The following is a 14,300-nucleotide window of genomic DNA, read 5'->3' as shown; positions in this document are numbered from 1 at the left end:
ATTATCTTGTTCCACCAACCTTTTCATACACGAGTTTAAGTAAGGAATATGCAGCAAAGAGTCCGGCAATGACAGAAAAAGCACCAAGGAAGACCGTTCCGCTAATTGGCAGCATTAACCTGAGATAGCTGAGAACAGGAGAAGCCGAATCATATTGAGGTAAGAAAACAGTTTTGGATTCTCGGAAAATTTGCATAGGCTCCCAAAAAACGAGAACAATAGCAGCGGAGAGCAAGGCATGGATGAAGCGCGCGGTGACAAATGGCAAGTAACGCAGATTCGTATGACTTAATAGGCTAATAATTTGAGCATGAACGGACATGCCGCCCCATGACAAAATAAAAGCGCCGATAGCTACTTTGCTGGAGAGAGCTAACGACGCGGGAGCATTCCCGGCAGCCTTCGCCCCCAGTGTCACCTCAAACAAACCGTTCATAACAGCTTGTGATAACTCATGAGGGAGTCCTGCGATTTCTAGGATGGAGGATATAAGCAGGTAAATAGCGTTCATGATCTTAGCTGCTGTTAAGACTTCTAAAACAACAGAGAAGAAAACAACTAATCCACCTACTACGAAAATCAAGCTGAGCGACTGTAGGATGGATTGACTCAGCAGTGTGCCTATGGATCTGCCATCGTTGGTTCGAGCGCTGTGCATCGCTTCAAAAGCACGTTTCCAGACCCAGCCCTTGCTCTTGGGTTCCTGCTCTGTAGGCAAGCTCTTTCTGCCGTGAAATCGCATCATTAAACCTATAAGCACGGAGCCTCCATAATGAGCAATAGCCAAGATCATAGCCAAAGAAGGATCGTGGAAGAAGCCTATTGAAACGGCTCCGATTAAGAAAATCGGATCGGAGCTTGTTGTGAACGCAACGAGTCGCTCACCTTCCTCACGGTTGACAAGCTTCTGCTCCCACAGCTGGGAGGTCAACTTAGCTCCGACCGGATAACCGGCAGCGAAGCCCATAGCCATTACGAAGCCGCCAATGCCGGGGATACGGAAGACGGGACGCATCATGGGATCGAGCAGTGTGCCGAAGAAATGAACGATACCGAAGCCAAGCATAATTTCGGATATAACGAAGAAAGGGAAAAGTGCTGGGAAGAGCACATCCCACCAAATGGAAACGCCGCGTAAGGCTGCTTGAAGGCCGTCATGAGGGAACGCAAATAAGCATAGAATAATGGCAACAACAACAAAAGCCATAAGTAACGCAGCCGTAAAATTTCGTTTCTGCATGAGATTGGATACCTCCTCCTACTCAACTATATGAACAGGATGGGACATACATGCCGTCCCAAAATACTTAGACTTTGGTACTGTTCATAGCCTAGTTTTATGGTAAAATAGAACTAGTAAAGTCTTATATCCTAGGCAGCGGGAGTGATTCAAATGACAGGTGTCATTGCTGGTTTGGTTGTATGTATGTTCGTATTTGTCATTCGGGAAACGCTCATGCATGCAGGGGATGAGGATTTAGAAAATTATTAAGTAATACGAATAGCGAGGTTTACCCTAATGTCAGAAAGTAATCGCAGCACGTTGTACGAATTGATGGGGGGAGCGGAGACGGTACGCAGACTCGTGGAAGCCTTTTATCCAAAAGTTCAGCAAAATCCACTACTGTCGCCTCTGTTCCCTTCGGATATAGGACCCGTTATAGATAAACAGTTCATGTTTTTAAGTCAGTTTTTTGGTGGTCCAACCTTGTATTCAGATGCGCATGGACATCCGATGATGAGAGCAAGACATATGGCATTTCCTATTACAGTAGAACGTGCAGATGCATGGTTAAGCTGTATGTCGGAAGCAATGATTGAAGTAGGACTACCGCCTGATTTACGGGATTTTTTACTGGAACGGCTGAAAGGCTCTGCCTATCATTTTATTAACACATCAGAAGAAGAATAGTTCTTCTTTCCTACATGCAATATTGTGAAGGCGGGGTTTCAAGGATGGTCGAACCTTTATATGATATTTCAGTGAAATGTACATATTGCGAGAATTCCTACAAAACGATGAAGGTTCGCCCAAGCTTCAAGAAAGCTAGCAAAACGGATACAGATTTCTGTGTTCATTATAAAGACATCAACCCCGACTTTTATGTCGTGAGGGTCTGTCCGTTTTGTGGATATGCACATACGGAAAACTTTTCGGATAAATGGAAACCGGCGCAGAGGGAAGTCTTTTACGAGAGAGTGGCTCAAAACTGGTCCATGCGCAATTATTGCGGAGAAAGAACTTGGGAAGATACGCTTCTGAGTTACAAGTTAGCTCTTCTTAGTGCGCAGATTAGAGAAGAGAAATCGCGTGTTGTTGCAGGGCTTCTACACCATTTGGCATGGTTGTATCGTTCCAAGGGAGATTGGGAGCAGGAGGAGCGTTTCCTAACGTTTGCCTTGGATGCATATGTCAATGTGTATGAAACAGAAGGCTTGGATCTCAATAATGCACGACTCATGTACTTAATAGGAGAGCTGAATCGCAGATTAAGCCGCTTCAATGAGGCGGTCAAATGGTTCTCCCGCATTATTAATGACCGCAAGATTATGGATGCTGGTATGATTAGAGCAAGTCGTGAACAATGGATAGCAACCCGTGAAGATATGCTTGCAATTCGTATGGAGCTCCCAGACGAAATGAAACAAGCTACATAGTGAATATTGCCGATAAATCAAATGAACGCTTATCCATTCTGGGAGTTGACTTCTGCCCTTGAATGATTAAGCGTTCATTTTTTCATTGGTTATTTTTAGTTGCACATGTTTGTAAAGGGTAGAACGGTTTTTGCCGCGATGCTTGGATTCATAAAAGCGCATGATCCGCTTCAAGTGAGAAATGGTGCAAGCAAGTGCTCATAAGAATCGATAAGCATCTTGCTGCGAATTTTCATTGCCATGTAATTTAACGTAACTAACGTACATGCGCTTGTCAAAGGAACGAGGTACTCATTCATAGGGACGCTTTCTACTCCTTGCGCTTGGAAGCTAGGAATCATTTGCGTATTGCGGTGTCCGCCAATAAATAATCGCGATCTGTATCGACGAGCGTCAGCTTATTATGGCAGCAAGGAAATACAAGCAGCTTTTTTTTACCTTCGTGAATAGAAGTCAGTTCGTGGATTTTCAACGGCAGCAGCACATTGGGGCTATGGCAAAAGGGACATTGGGCCACATAAATGTCCTTCATAATAATGTCATAAGGCCAAGTGTTAGCGAAAGGGATCAAAGCTTACTTCGATTCAGGATCGCTATTTTCCGTAGAGGAAGCTTTAGCGAGCTCCGCTAATTTTTGCAGTAAAATATGTTGTGGCATATGCATGAGATGTTCTAAAGGCACCTTAAGTTGTTCAGCTAGCTTAACGGCCGTTTCTGGAGAAATTTGTAACGGTTTCATAATTGAAAATCACCCATCCTGTTCCGAATATATAGTGTGGGAACTATCTATAATTGAATCATACTTTTTATCTATAAGCAATGAGCAAGATGAGTATGATTGGCGATCAGCTGGCGTTTATGATTTAATAAAAGATGGAAAGGAAAGGTGATAGCTTTGCTTAATTTACCTCTTAATCAAACATGGAATTTAGAAACCTTTTTTCCTGGGGGAAGCGAATCTCCAGCATTCGCAGCTCATCTGAAGGAGCTTCAAGCATCGATTGCTGCTTTTCAAGAACAAGTACGAAATACCCCTTCACCACAACAGGCAGAAGATACAGATTCGCTAGTGAAACTGATCGAATTGTTTCAGCATAATTTGAAGCATATCCATGAGGCGGATTCTTTCGTAGGCTGCTTATTAGCGGATAATCAGAAGGATAAGAAAGCGCCTGTACTTAGCGGACAGGTCAAAAGCTTGTTTGCAGAGCATCTGTCATCGCTCACCCATTTTGATCAAGTTCTGACGGGGATTCCAGACGATGTATGGTCAGCTCTCCTGCAGAAAGAGCCGTTCAAAGCCATAGCTTTTCCGCTCCATGAGCGACGTGCCTTGGCCCAAGAGAAGTTGCCGCCTGAACAGGAAGCCTTAATTAATGATTTGGCTGTAGATGGCTATCATGGGTGGGGAGATCTGTATAATACGACCGTTGGTCAATTCCGCATGCCTGTAGAGGTTGACGGTAAACAGGTGGAGCTATCCGCCGGTCAAGCGTTTAATAAACTGCATACGGAGAATCGTGAAGAACGACTGGATCTATTTGAAAAATGGGAACAAGCATGGACGGATAAAGAGGAATATTGTGCCGAAGCATTAAACCATTTGGCGGGCTTCCGTCTTCAGATTTATAAATACAGAGGTTGGAAAAATATACATAAAGAGCCGCTTGCTATCAATCGTATGGAAGAGAAAACGCTGAATGTCATGTGGGACGTGATTGACCGCAACAAGGATATTTTCGTTGCCTATTTGAACCGAAAAGCGAAACTGTTAGGTGTTGAAAAGTTGGCATGGGTTGATGTGGATGCACCACTTGGCGATTCCTCTAAGAAAATTTCTTATGATGAAGGCGCTACTCTGATTGTTGATCAATTCAAACGGTTCAGTCCGAAGCTGGCTGCCTTTTCGGAAGAAGCTTTTGAGAAGCGCTGGATCGAAGCTGAGGATCGAGCAGGGAAGCGGCCTGGTGGCTTCTGTACATCTTTCCCGATTGCGGGTGAGACGCGTATCTTCATGACTTACGGCGGAACGCTAAACAATGTATCTACATTAGCTCATGAGCTAGGTCACGGCTACCATCAGCATGTCATGACAGATATGCCTGCGTTAGCACAGGAATACGCGATGAACGTCGCTGAGACAGCTTCTACCTTCGCTGAAATGATTGTAGCGGACGCAGTTGTGAAGAGTGCCTCTACAGATGAAGAACGCATCATTTTACTCGAGGATAAAATCCAACGGGCAATCGCTTTCTTCATGAACATCCATGCGAGATTCATCTTCGAAACGAACTTTTACGAAGCACGTAGTCAAGGTTTAGTTAGCGTTGAGCGTTTGAATGAGCTCATGGTGGATGCGCAGAAACTGGCTTACAAAGATGCTTTAAGCAGCTATCACCCGCATTTCTGGGCAGCTAAGCTGCATTTCTATGCGACTGATGTACCTTTCTATAATTTCCCCTACACGTTTGGTTACCTGTTTAGTGCAGGGATTTATGCAAGAGCGGTGCAGGAGGGCGCAGCCTTTGAAGATAAGTATATCTCTTTGCTTAGAGACACGGGCAGCATGAACGTGGAGGAGCTTGCTCAGAAGCATCTCGGCGTTGATCTGACAGAGCCGGATTTCTGGCAAAGTGCTGTGGATATGGCAGCTCAAGATGTGAAGCAGTTCATGGAACTGACAGAAGCTAAAGTTCAAGTGTAAAGAATAAAAGGCTTTCCCATGATTGAAGTGGGAAAGCCTTTTTTGTACGAATAAAGCTTATAATTTGAAAATTTGAATTGTCTGTTGTAACTGTGTGACTACACGCGTCATCTCTTCGGCTTGTGTCACGATTCCTTGTACTGTAGCGATCTGCTCATTCATAGAAGCAGAAACTTCTTGCGTGCCAGCCGCGGATTCCTCCGTGATCGCCGATATGTTTTCCATTGCCGCAGCGATTTGTTCGGAGCTTGTCAGCATTTGTTCGCTTTCTTCCGCGAAGCGGGTAATTTCTTCCGAAATAAAGCTTACGCTTCCGACGATCTCTGCGAAAACAATTTCGGTTTGCTCGATTAACACGGTTTGTTTCTTCACGACATCTTCGTTCACTTGAATGCTGCGAATAGCTTCTTGTATGCCTTGCTCGATGCTTTTCACGAAACCGAATACTTCACGTGTAAGAGAGGTTGATTCTTCAGCTAGCTTGCGCACTTCCTGAGCGACGACTGCGAAGCCCCGGCCATGTTCGCCAGCTCTAGCAGCTTCGATGGAAGCGTTAAGGGATAAGAGGTTTGTTTGCTCAGCAATCTCGGAAATGGAACGAGTAACGCTGCTGATGCCTTCAGCTTGACGAGCCAGCATGTCGATTGTATCGGACACCTGCTGTGTAACTTCTACGTTTCGCTTCATACCGATGCCTTGGCTTTCAACGGACGTGCGTCCTTTCTCTACAAGGGTCATCATCTGATCCGAGCGGTCTTTCATTTCTTTTGCAGATCCGGCATAGCCCTCGATTCTCACTTCAATATCTTTGGAGGTGATCGAAACACCAGAAACTTCTTCTGAAATTTGCCCGGCACCTGAGGCCAGCTCGTGGGCCGAAATGCTCACTTGTTCTAGGACAGTACGGAAGCTTTCATTTTTAACATAAATATCGCGGCTTGTTTGAAAAACCTGTTTCGAAATAGTTCCTGTGTCGCGAAGAATTTCGCGGAGTTTATCTATCATTTTGTTAAAAGATTGGCCAAGCTGTCCAAGGGTATCATCTGAGGTTACGGTTACTTTTTGAGAGAAGTCCCCTTTGGAAATGTTGAGCGCTATTCGGGATAAATCAGCAATGGGTTCCGTTAGCTGATTCTCGAACCATCGAATGAACGGGTAGCTTCCTCCAAGAATAATAAGTAGGAATATGATACCAAGTAAGCGATTCCAATCTGAGGCGAATGTAACAATCAGCATGAAGATTGAGTTCAAACCAATAAGTGCATAACAACCAAGTTGTAGTTTCTTTCTGAACGATAAGGATGATACTTTATCCAATCCGACCGACTCCTCTGCGAAATTTGTTTATTTGTGTTGGAATCCATGATGTATGTTTGCAAATTATAACATTGAATCTGGAAATATTCTACATCATTTCGACAAATATCGTTCGTTTCTTACAAGTGAAATGGGATTTACATTAACATTACATAAAAAATAGTAAGAATTGTGTGAATAATGTAAATTTACTGTTGAATTATGTAAATGGTGTGAGTATAATAGGTCTAGAGTCGCATAAATTACATAATAAGTAAAAAATTAAAACTTAAGGAGGAAAGTAATGAATTTGGATCAAATACCACTCGCTAGACAAATCGATTTGGTGTTTAGAAAGATCAAAGAAGAATTATCGCATGTGAATTCTGGTACCGTGTTTGTGCACATTCGCAACAACGAAATTGGTAAATTCGGTATTAAGCACCTTCCGTTTGAAAGTAAGGACGGTGTATTGCCTGCAACCACGACCAAAGGTTTGACGGAGCTGCAGTATCAATCCTTCCGGCAGATGGCTATTGAATCTTTGAAACGGAAGAAAAGCTGGACCCATGGTGAAATTTTGTTCGATTTCACAATTAGACAAAACCTAGTTTCAGCAAGTATTATGTTCGAGAGCAATTATAATATGGCTAATTTTGCAAGAACGATTTAGCACTTATACCTTTTAATTGTAAACAACCCCAGTCACGTAGATGACCGGGGTTGTTCTTATTTATGGGGAAGAATGCGACCCTTTCCGTAAGGGATACACATAGGTGTACGGAAGATAGGATCAGGCGCAACGCTGCATTTCATATCGAACACATCTAGAAGCAGCTGCTCGTTCACGATGTCTTCTGGCTTACCCTCTGCATAAACAGAACTATCCTTAATGGCGACGATATGATGGGCATAACGGCAAGCCAGATTGATGTCATGCAGTACCATCACGATCGTGCGTTGTTCGTTCTCATTCAGCTCGAAGAGCAAGTCCAGTACCTCAATCTGATGGGTTAAGTCCAGATAGGTAGTGGGCTCATCAAGGAGCAGTGTAGGGGTGTCCTGCGCCAGTGTCATGGCGATCCAAGCTCTTTGGCGCTGCCCGCCAGATAAGGAATCCACACTGCGATCCGCGTATGTGAGCATATTCGTAAGCTGGAGGGCCTGCATGATTTTGCTCTCATCTTCTGAAGACCACTGCTGCAGCCAACTTTGATAGGGGTAGCGTCCTTGCTTAACGAGCTGTCGTACGGTAAGCCCTTCGGGCGCGGAAGGTCCTTGAGGGAGGATGGCCATTCGCCGAGCTACCTCTTTGGTTGAGAGTTTGGCAATTTCCGTGCTATCCAGTAGGATTGCGCCTGATTTCGGCTTCAGCAGTCTAGCAAGTGAGCGTAGAAGTGTTGATTTCCCACAGCCATTACTGCCAATAAATACAGTGATTTTGCCTTTAGGTATTTGTAAATTCAAGCTGTGAAAGATGGTCGTCTCTCCGTATGTTAACTGAAGCGATTGTGCTTCCAGTGCTTTTTCTTTTTCCAGGGTGGGCATAGGTCTATTCTCCTTTAAGTAAAACCGCTGTTGTTAACCGCGATTTCTACTGCGATATAGCACATAGATGAAGATAGGGGCGCCGATAGCTGCTGTGAAAACACCTGCCGGAATATCGAGCGGTTTGAACAACAAGCGTCCTGCTAAATCAGCCAACAGCAAAAGCAGGGAACCTGTCAACGCGGACACAGGGATAAGCGCGCCGAAGCTTGGACCTACGAGCTTACGGGAAATGTGCGGAGCCATGAGACCAATGAAATTGATCGCACCTCCGAAGGCGACTGCAGCCCCTGATAGTGCAACGCTAAGGATGATCAGAAGGAAGCGTTGACGCCCAACGCTGCTTCCAACACTGCGGGCGATATCTTCACCCAAGGACTGTATGGTAATGTGACGCGCATACAAGAAGATGAAGGGAATTAACAGTGAGACCCATGGTAAGAGCGGGTAAACCGCTTTTTTCCAGGAAACTCCGTAAATACTGCCAGTCATAAAGGTTAGAGATTGATTAGCCAGAATAATCGGTCCGGAAAGCAGCATGAGATAGGACAGTGCGCTCATCGCAGCAGTAAGTCCCGTCCCAATCAGGACAAGCCGCAGAGGCGTGATCCCATTTTTCCATGACAGTGAATAGACCAGTAAGGTAGCGGCGAAAGCGCCAATAATAGCGGCAACTGGCAGCCAGTGAATACTGATTTTATCTGAGAAAAAAAAGAAAAAAGAAACAGCCCCAAGCGTAGCTCCGCCCGTTGTGCCAATCGTGTCCGGCGAGGTTAGCGGATTTCGTAGAATGCCTTGCAGAATGGCTCCAGCTACACCAAGCGATGCACCAATTAAGACAGCAACAATGACTCTAGGTAGACGTAAAGTTCTGACGATCATCATGTTTGGATCAGTCCCGTAACCAAAGACAGCACGAACGACTTCAGCAGGTTTGATATAAATGCTTCCTATTCCTGTACTCAGAATCATCACGATGATGACGGCAAGGAGCAGGAAAAGAGAAACAATCAGAGATTTCTTACTGATTAGATAAGAGAACCCTTTGTTTCGTACGGTGACAAAACGATGGGAATGACTCATTTCAGAAGTCCCCCTTTGCGAGCGATGTAGATGAAGAAGGGTACTCCGAGAATGGCTGTAGCTACACCGACATGAACTTCCTTAGGCATAACAATGAAACGAGCTATAATGTCTGCACCAACTAAGAGAATGCCGCCTAGAACCGCACAATACGGAATGACCCAGCGATAGTCGATTCCTACAATAAAGCGAACGATATGCGGAATGATAATCCCTACGAAAACAATTGGACCCGCAACAGCAACAGAGCCTCCCGCAAGAATGACAATCATAACAGCGGCAATGAATTTCACGTATACGGTGCGTTGTCCAAGCCCTTTGGCTACATCATCCCCCATAGATAATATGTTGATGTGCGGCGATAAGAATATAGCACCAATCCAAGCGATTAGGATATAAGGGTAAACGGATTGGAGCATGGCCATTGTCCGTCCTTCGACGGATCCGACAAGCCAATATAAGACCTGGTCAAAGGCTTTGCCATTTCCAAGCAAGATACCTTGGGTTAACGAAGCGAAAAATGCCGTCATTGCTGAGCCTGCTAGCGTAATTTTCATTGGGGTTAAGCCGTCGCGGCCTAAGGAACCGAGTCCATAGACAAGCGCAGAGCTGAATGCAGCACCGACAAATGCAATCCATGTAAACTGAGTAAGGCTGGAAACATTAAAAAATCCAACGGATAACACGATGGCAAAGGCAGCGCCTGAATTAATGCCGAACAAACTTGGGGAAGCCAGCGGATTCCGTGTAATAGCTTGCATAAGCGCGCCTGCAACGGCCAAGCTTCCTCCTACGAGGGCAGCTATCAAGGCTCTTGGGATGCGTACGGTTTGGATGATGATAGCCTCGTTTGTTGGTTTGGCTGCTGGCGCAAAGGAGGTCACAATTTGATCCCATGAATACGTATGTAGTCCGAACATGACGCTGCTGAGCATCATTGCAGCCAACAAGCAGCAAGCTGCGAGTAATCCAATACTTTTATAGAAATGCTGAAGACGTTCTTTGCTTGAATAACTTAAATGGTTCATGAATGAGTGCCTGCTTCCTTAAATGCTGCTTCATTTATTTTAATGAGTCTGACTAGCGAAGTCAACGAATATGATAATCATTATCAATATAGATTGACAGGCAGGTGATAAGTTAGTAATATGTGATAGATAATGATAATCGTTATCATCAATTGACTGCGTGGAGGGAACTCATTTATATGTTTGGAAAAAGAAATCGTCAACAAGGAAGAGCTTGGACTCTTATTGCACTTATGTTTATTTTGTCCGTTGTTTTGACGGCTTGTGGTGATAAGCCAGGTTCACAGCCTTCGGCATCTGCAGCAGCTCAAGAAACAGCGAAGGCGGAAAGTACTCGAACCATTAAACATGCCATGGGAGAAACAGCTGTACCAGCGAATCCAAAGCGTGTTGTCATTTTGACCAATGAAGGAACGGAAGCACTTCTTGCGTTAGGCATAAAACCGGTAGGTGCGGTTGAATCTTATTATGGAAACCCATGGTTTGATCATATTAAAGCTGATATGCAGGGTGTAACGACAGTTGGCGGTGAATCACAGCCGAATTTGGAATTGATCGCATCGCTTAAACCCGATTTGATCATTGGCAATAAGATGCGTCATGAGAAAGTCTACGATCAATTAAAAGCCATTGCTCCAACGGTCTATTCGGAGACGCTGCGCGGTGAGTGGAAAAGTAATTTCCTTTTATACGCTGATACACTAAATAAAAAAGCCGAAGGCGATAAAGTCATCGCAGCTTTCGATAAACGCATTGAGGATTTCAAAAGCAAGGCAGGCGATAAGCTGAAAGAGAAAGTGGCTGTCGTTCGTTTTATGGGTGGCAAAACCAGATACTATTACGGCAATATGTTCACGGGTGTTATTTTTAAACAAATCGGTATCGTTCGCTCGGATGCTAAGAGTGATGAGAAATCGTTCGAAGACATTACCAAGGAGCGTCTAACGGAGCTTGATGCTGCGGATAAAGTGTTTTATTTTACTTATGAGACCGGAGATGGCAAAGGGACCAAGCAAGAGCAGGAATGGATGAATGACCCGCTCTGGAAAAATCTTAAAGTGGTTAAAGAAAATAAGTTAATCAAAGTGAATGATGCGACTTGGAATACAGCTGGCGGTGTCAAAGCGGCTAACATCATGCTGGATGATTTGTATAACCTATATCAAGTGAAGCCTTAAAATGAAGGGACTGCTTATTATGAGCAGTCCTTTATTTTTTTGGGGGACAGGGGTAAGGTGATAGATTTACATAATCAAACGGTAAGTTACTATGTTTACTAGCGTTTGTTTGCAGGTTTTTTGGTAGGAAATTACTCCAAAATTCGATTTTAGAGCCATTTAGCTTTCGTGAGCGAAGAAAGGCTATAGAGATTGCTATAGAGATTACCAATGTTGTATTCTCTACAACAATTCACACGCCAAAAGGTTATTTAGCAACTTGAAGTTGCAGTTTGTACAACATTTCGAGCTCATTTGTTGCAAAATGGCCTGTATGTGAATGAATTGGCGCTTCAGCAGCTAATTGGGTTCAGCAGCTTATTCTCGTTCGAATCGTTAGAACCGTTGGAGAAGCTGAAGGCTTGGGCAACGAAGCTCCAATATTTCAAAATTGGCGTTAGTTGGGGCGGATTTGAAAGTCTAGTCAATGTAAATGTGGTGCGGAGCGGAGATACCGAGCGGCACATTGTCCGCCTTTACGTGGGCCTTGAGGATCCGCAAGATCTGATTCGGGATATAGACGATGCGGCTACCTTACTATGAATATCATCCCCCGAAGGGATAAGCTCGGAGGAACCATATGCGACAACTCGCCATACGGATCTATAAGAGGCCTATGCACTTGTGCATGGGCTTCCTTTATTTTTGGTTTGGGGGTAAGGTGATGAACCTTAGCTTAATTAGGATAGTTAGCTATTGTTATAGATAGTGCAACAATCGCTGCCTGAATCCAGCCTTTCTCCCTTCATTGTTGCATAATGTACAACAATTGGGCTCGAAATGTTGTACGAACTGCAACTTCAAGCAGCAAAATAGCCTCTAGGCGTGTGAATTGTTGTAGATAATACAACATTGATATCACAATAGCCCAATCTATCCTCACAAGTGCGGAAAGACTCAAGATCAAATCTTGGAGTCATGCCTATCAGAGGTTAGCGAGCATAATGTATGAATCGAAAGTCTCGGGAGTTTATTTATTTCCATAAGCATAAAAGAAGGGCTTCTTCCAAGTAGGTTGCTACTTAAAGAAAGCCCTTTTAAAACGTAAGTATAGGGGAAACTATTATCTGCTGAATTTACCGGCAGCGCCGCCAGCAAGTTGCTGTTCAGCAATTTGTACGAGACGACGAGTGATGTTACCACCGATTGCTCCTGTATCACGAGAAGCCATGTAGCCATAGTAGCCGTCTTGAGGAATTTGGATGCCCAATTCTTGAGCAACTTCATACTTCAATTGGTCTAGAGCTTGTGTAGCTTGTGGAACAACTAGTTGGTTGCTGCTACGAGATTGTCCTGATGCCATCTGATATCACCTCCAGTAATGGTAGTATAATCTTTTTTAGGAATTATACTCATAACCTAAACTGGAAATTTTCACCACAATAAAAAACCTTAAAAGCAGGAATGCACAGTCTTTGCTATAATGAGAAAACCGAATAAATGGGAGAGCGGAGGCAGGAGTTATGTTTGATATATCCATAAAGGGCTGGTCCCTAGATAAGGATTTACAAATTATTCAGGCAGATGTCCTCATGGCGGTGGACGATAGTATCATTATTGAAGAGCCTCTGTGTGTAGATGTGGGGCTTCCGGCGTTCTTGTACAGTGCCCTACATGATACCGCGCCGAATCGTTTTGCGCCAGCGGATCAATGGGAGCGAATGCCGTTCTTTGTATGCGGCTGCGGAGATCCGGAGTGTAGAGGTTTTTCGTTCGTTGTCCGTCATCTGGCGGATGATCAAGTGGAACTCGTATCCGTTGAGGAGCGCTCTAACGGAACGTATCGCGAGCTTGAAACGCATATCCTCCCTAGCTTGGAGTACAGTAAGAAGGTTTTGGCGGTAGGCGAAGCGTATCTTGCGTTTATTAAAGGTTTGGACTATCGGCCTTATTTCGGTGATACAGTGAAAGTGGTCGAGGATCTTGTACATCAAATACATCAACAATTATGGAGTGAATAAGATGGCGGCAGTGAAATATTATGTTGTTTGGGTGGGACATCAACCAGGGATCTACCGAACATGGGCGGATTGTCAGGCTCAGACTAAAGGTTATCCGCAAGCTAGATTTAAATCGTATGAATCGGAGCTGGAAGCACGTCAAGCGCTGGAGAAGGGGTGGCAGAAGTCGCTGAATTTCTCTGGAAATGGGGGGACAGCAGCGACTGCAAAAGGGAAGTCTGCTACCCCTGAGACAGCTCCAGAAGTTGATTATAACAGTATCTCTGTCGATGTTGGCTGTTCCGGGAATCCAGGAATTGTAGAATACAAAGGCGTTGACACGAAGACGGGTGAGATTATTTTCTATCAAGGCCCTATTTCCAAAGGGACGAATAATTTAGGTGAGTTTCTTGCTATTGTTCATGGGCTCGCTTATTTGCAGAAGCAAGGAAGTGATAAAACCATTTATACCGATTCAGTTACAGCTTTGAGCTGGATACGTAAAAAGGAGGTTTCCACCAATCTAGTTAGGGATGCTTCCACAGAAGAAATATGGATATTAGTTGATCGAGCGTTGAAATGGCTCAAAACAAACACCTATTCCAATAAAATTGTGAAGTGGGATACGCGGAAATGGGGAGAAATCAAGGCTGACTTTGGAAGGAAATGAGAAAACCTCTATCGAGGCTATTCAAGGATGAGCGACCGCGTTTAACGAGGAGAGACTTTGGTCTACGACCAAAGATCCCTATATTAGGTTTTATCGCCAATAAGAAAGTGGTTTTCGGGAACCGAAAGCTTATACTTTCTTATGTGGTAAAAAAAG

The 14,300-nt window shown here is 44.3% G+C and carries 16 protein-coding genes; 8 read left to right on the top strand and 8 right to left on the bottom strand.

From position 1 onward, the window contains the following. Position 1 precedes the first annotated feature (1 nt). The gene (ylbJ, locus tag ASG85_RS19990) at positions 2 to 1,240 is read right to left on the bottom strand and encodes a sporulation integral membrane protein YlbJ (RefSeq protein WP_057307609.1); all 1,239 of its coding nucleotides are present in this window, start codon (positions 1,238 to 1,240) and stop codon (positions 2 to 4) included. A gap of 279 nt (positions 1,241 to 1,519) precedes the next feature. Here ylbJ and ASG85_RS19985 point away from each other — a divergent pair, with 279 nt between their 5' ends. Further along, positions 1,520 to 1,912 (top strand): globin, encoded by a 393-nt coding sequence (locus ASG85_RS19985; protein ID WP_057307608.1) that lies wholly within the window; start codon positions 1,520 to 1,522, stop codon positions 1,910 to 1,912. A gap of 44 nt (positions 1,913 to 1,956) precedes the next feature. Then, a complete protein-coding gene (locus tag ASG85_RS19980; RefSeq protein ID WP_060647571.1) occupies positions 1,957 to 2,658 on the top strand; it encodes a DUF2225 domain-containing protein in 702 nt (233 codons plus the stop codon). A 337-nt stretch (positions 2,659 to 2,995) separates the two neighbouring features. Here ASG85_RS19980 and ASG85_RS39270 read toward each other — a convergent pair whose 3' ends face one another. Together ASG85_RS39270 and ASG85_RS37065 are read right to left on the bottom strand one after the other, a co-directional pair. Continuing rightward, positions 2,996 to 3,229, bottom strand: coding sequence for a hypothetical protein (locus ASG85_RS39270; protein WP_082562640.1), 234 nt, complete (start codon positions 3,227 to 3,229; stop codon positions 2,996 to 2,998). A 3-nt stretch (positions 3,230 to 3,232) separates the two neighbouring features. Next, entirely contained in the window at positions 3,233 to 3,397 is a 165-nt protein-coding gene (locus ASG85_RS37065) for a YycC family protein (RefSeq protein ID WP_082562639.1), read from the bottom strand. 156 nt (positions 3,398 to 3,553) lie between these two features. Between ASG85_RS37065 and ASG85_RS19975 the strand changes: the two genes are divergently transcribed. After that, positions 3,554 to 5,362 (top strand): M3 family oligoendopeptidase, encoded by a 1,809-nt coding sequence (locus ASG85_RS19975; RefSeq protein ID WP_060647570.1) that lies wholly within the window; start codon positions 3,554 to 3,556, stop codon positions 5,360 to 5,362. Between the two features lie 57 nt (positions 5,363 to 5,419). Here ASG85_RS19975 and ASG85_RS19970 read toward each other — a convergent pair whose 3' ends face one another. Next, positions 5,420 to 6,679 (bottom strand): methyl-accepting chemotaxis protein, encoded by a 1,260-nt coding sequence (locus tag ASG85_RS19970; protein ID WP_060647569.1) that lies wholly within the window; start codon positions 6,677 to 6,679, stop codon positions 5,420 to 5,422. A gap of 283 nt (positions 6,680 to 6,962) precedes the next feature. Between ASG85_RS19970 and ASG85_RS19965 the strand changes: the two genes are divergently transcribed. Continuing rightward, a complete protein-coding gene (locus ASG85_RS19965; protein WP_047681433.1) occupies positions 6,963 to 7,331 on the top strand; it encodes a hypothetical protein in 369 nt (122 codons plus the stop codon). 56 nt (positions 7,332 to 7,387) lie between these two features. Here the strand turns inward: ASG85_RS19965 and ASG85_RS19960 are convergent, their stop codons facing one another. From ASG85_RS19960 to ASG85_RS19950, 3 genes are read right to left on the bottom strand one after another with little or no spacing between them, the layout of a single operon-like run. Beyond that, positions 7,388 to 8,206 (bottom strand): ABC transporter ATP-binding protein, encoded by an 819-nt coding sequence (locus tag ASG85_RS19960; RefSeq protein WP_060647568.1) that lies wholly within the window; start codon positions 8,204 to 8,206, stop codon positions 7,388 to 7,390. 33 nt (positions 8,207 to 8,239) lie between these two features. Beyond that, positions 8,240 to 9,289, bottom strand: coding sequence for a FecCD family ABC transporter permease (locus ASG85_RS19955; RefSeq protein ID WP_060647567.1), 1,050 nt, complete (start codon positions 9,287 to 9,289; stop codon positions 8,240 to 8,242). Beyond that, entirely contained in the window at positions 9,286 to 10,317 is a 1,032-nt protein-coding gene (locus ASG85_RS19950) for a FecCD family ABC transporter permease (RefSeq protein ID WP_060647566.1), read from the bottom strand. The genes ASG85_RS19955 and ASG85_RS19950 overlap by 4 nt, the downstream gene beginning before the upstream one ends. Positions 10,318 to 10,496: 179 nt before the next feature. On the opposite strand from ASG85_RS19950, the gene ASG85_RS19945 reads away from it, so the two are divergent. Further along, positions 10,497 to 11,495 (top strand): ABC transporter substrate-binding protein, encoded by a 999-nt coding sequence (locus ASG85_RS19945; RefSeq protein WP_060647565.1) that lies wholly within the window; start codon positions 10,497 to 10,499, stop codon positions 11,493 to 11,495. Between the two features lie 297 nt (positions 11,496 to 11,792). Next, entirely contained in the window at positions 11,793 to 12,077 is a 285-nt protein-coding gene (locus ASG85_RS19940; RefSeq protein ID WP_060647564.1) for a PLP-dependent transferase, read from the top strand. 520 nt (positions 12,078 to 12,597) lie between these two features. Here ASG85_RS19940 and ASG85_RS19935 read toward each other — a convergent pair. Further along, on the bottom strand, positions 12,598 to 12,837 hold the full coding sequence (locus tag ASG85_RS19935) for an alpha/beta-type small acid-soluble spore protein (protein ID WP_029194830.1): 240 nt from the start codon (positions 12,835 to 12,837) through the stop codon (positions 12,598 to 12,600). A gap of 160 nt (positions 12,838 to 12,997) precedes the next feature. On the opposite strand from ASG85_RS19935, the gene ASG85_RS19930 reads away from it, so the two are divergent. Together ASG85_RS19930 and rnhA are read left to right on the top strand one after the other, a co-directional pair. Further along, positions 12,998 to 13,495, top strand: coding sequence for a hypothetical protein (locus ASG85_RS19930; RefSeq protein ID WP_057307601.1), 498 nt, complete (start codon positions 12,998 to 13,000; stop codon positions 13,493 to 13,495). 1 nt (position 13,496) lies between these two features. Then, positions 13,497 to 14,144, top strand: coding sequence for a ribonuclease H (rnhA, locus tag ASG85_RS19925; RefSeq protein ID WP_057307600.1), 648 nt, complete (start codon positions 13,497 to 13,499; stop codon positions 14,142 to 14,144). Positions 14,145 to 14,300: the final 156 nt, after the last annotated feature.

It is taken from the genome of Paenibacillus sp. Soil724D2 (assembly GCF_001427935.1).
Lineage (GTDB): Bacteria > Bacillota > Bacilli > Paenibacillales > NBRC-103111 > Paenibacillus_E.
The sequence above is the reverse complement of the archived record's forward strand: the minus strand, read 5'-3'. Positions and strand labels throughout refer to the sequence as shown.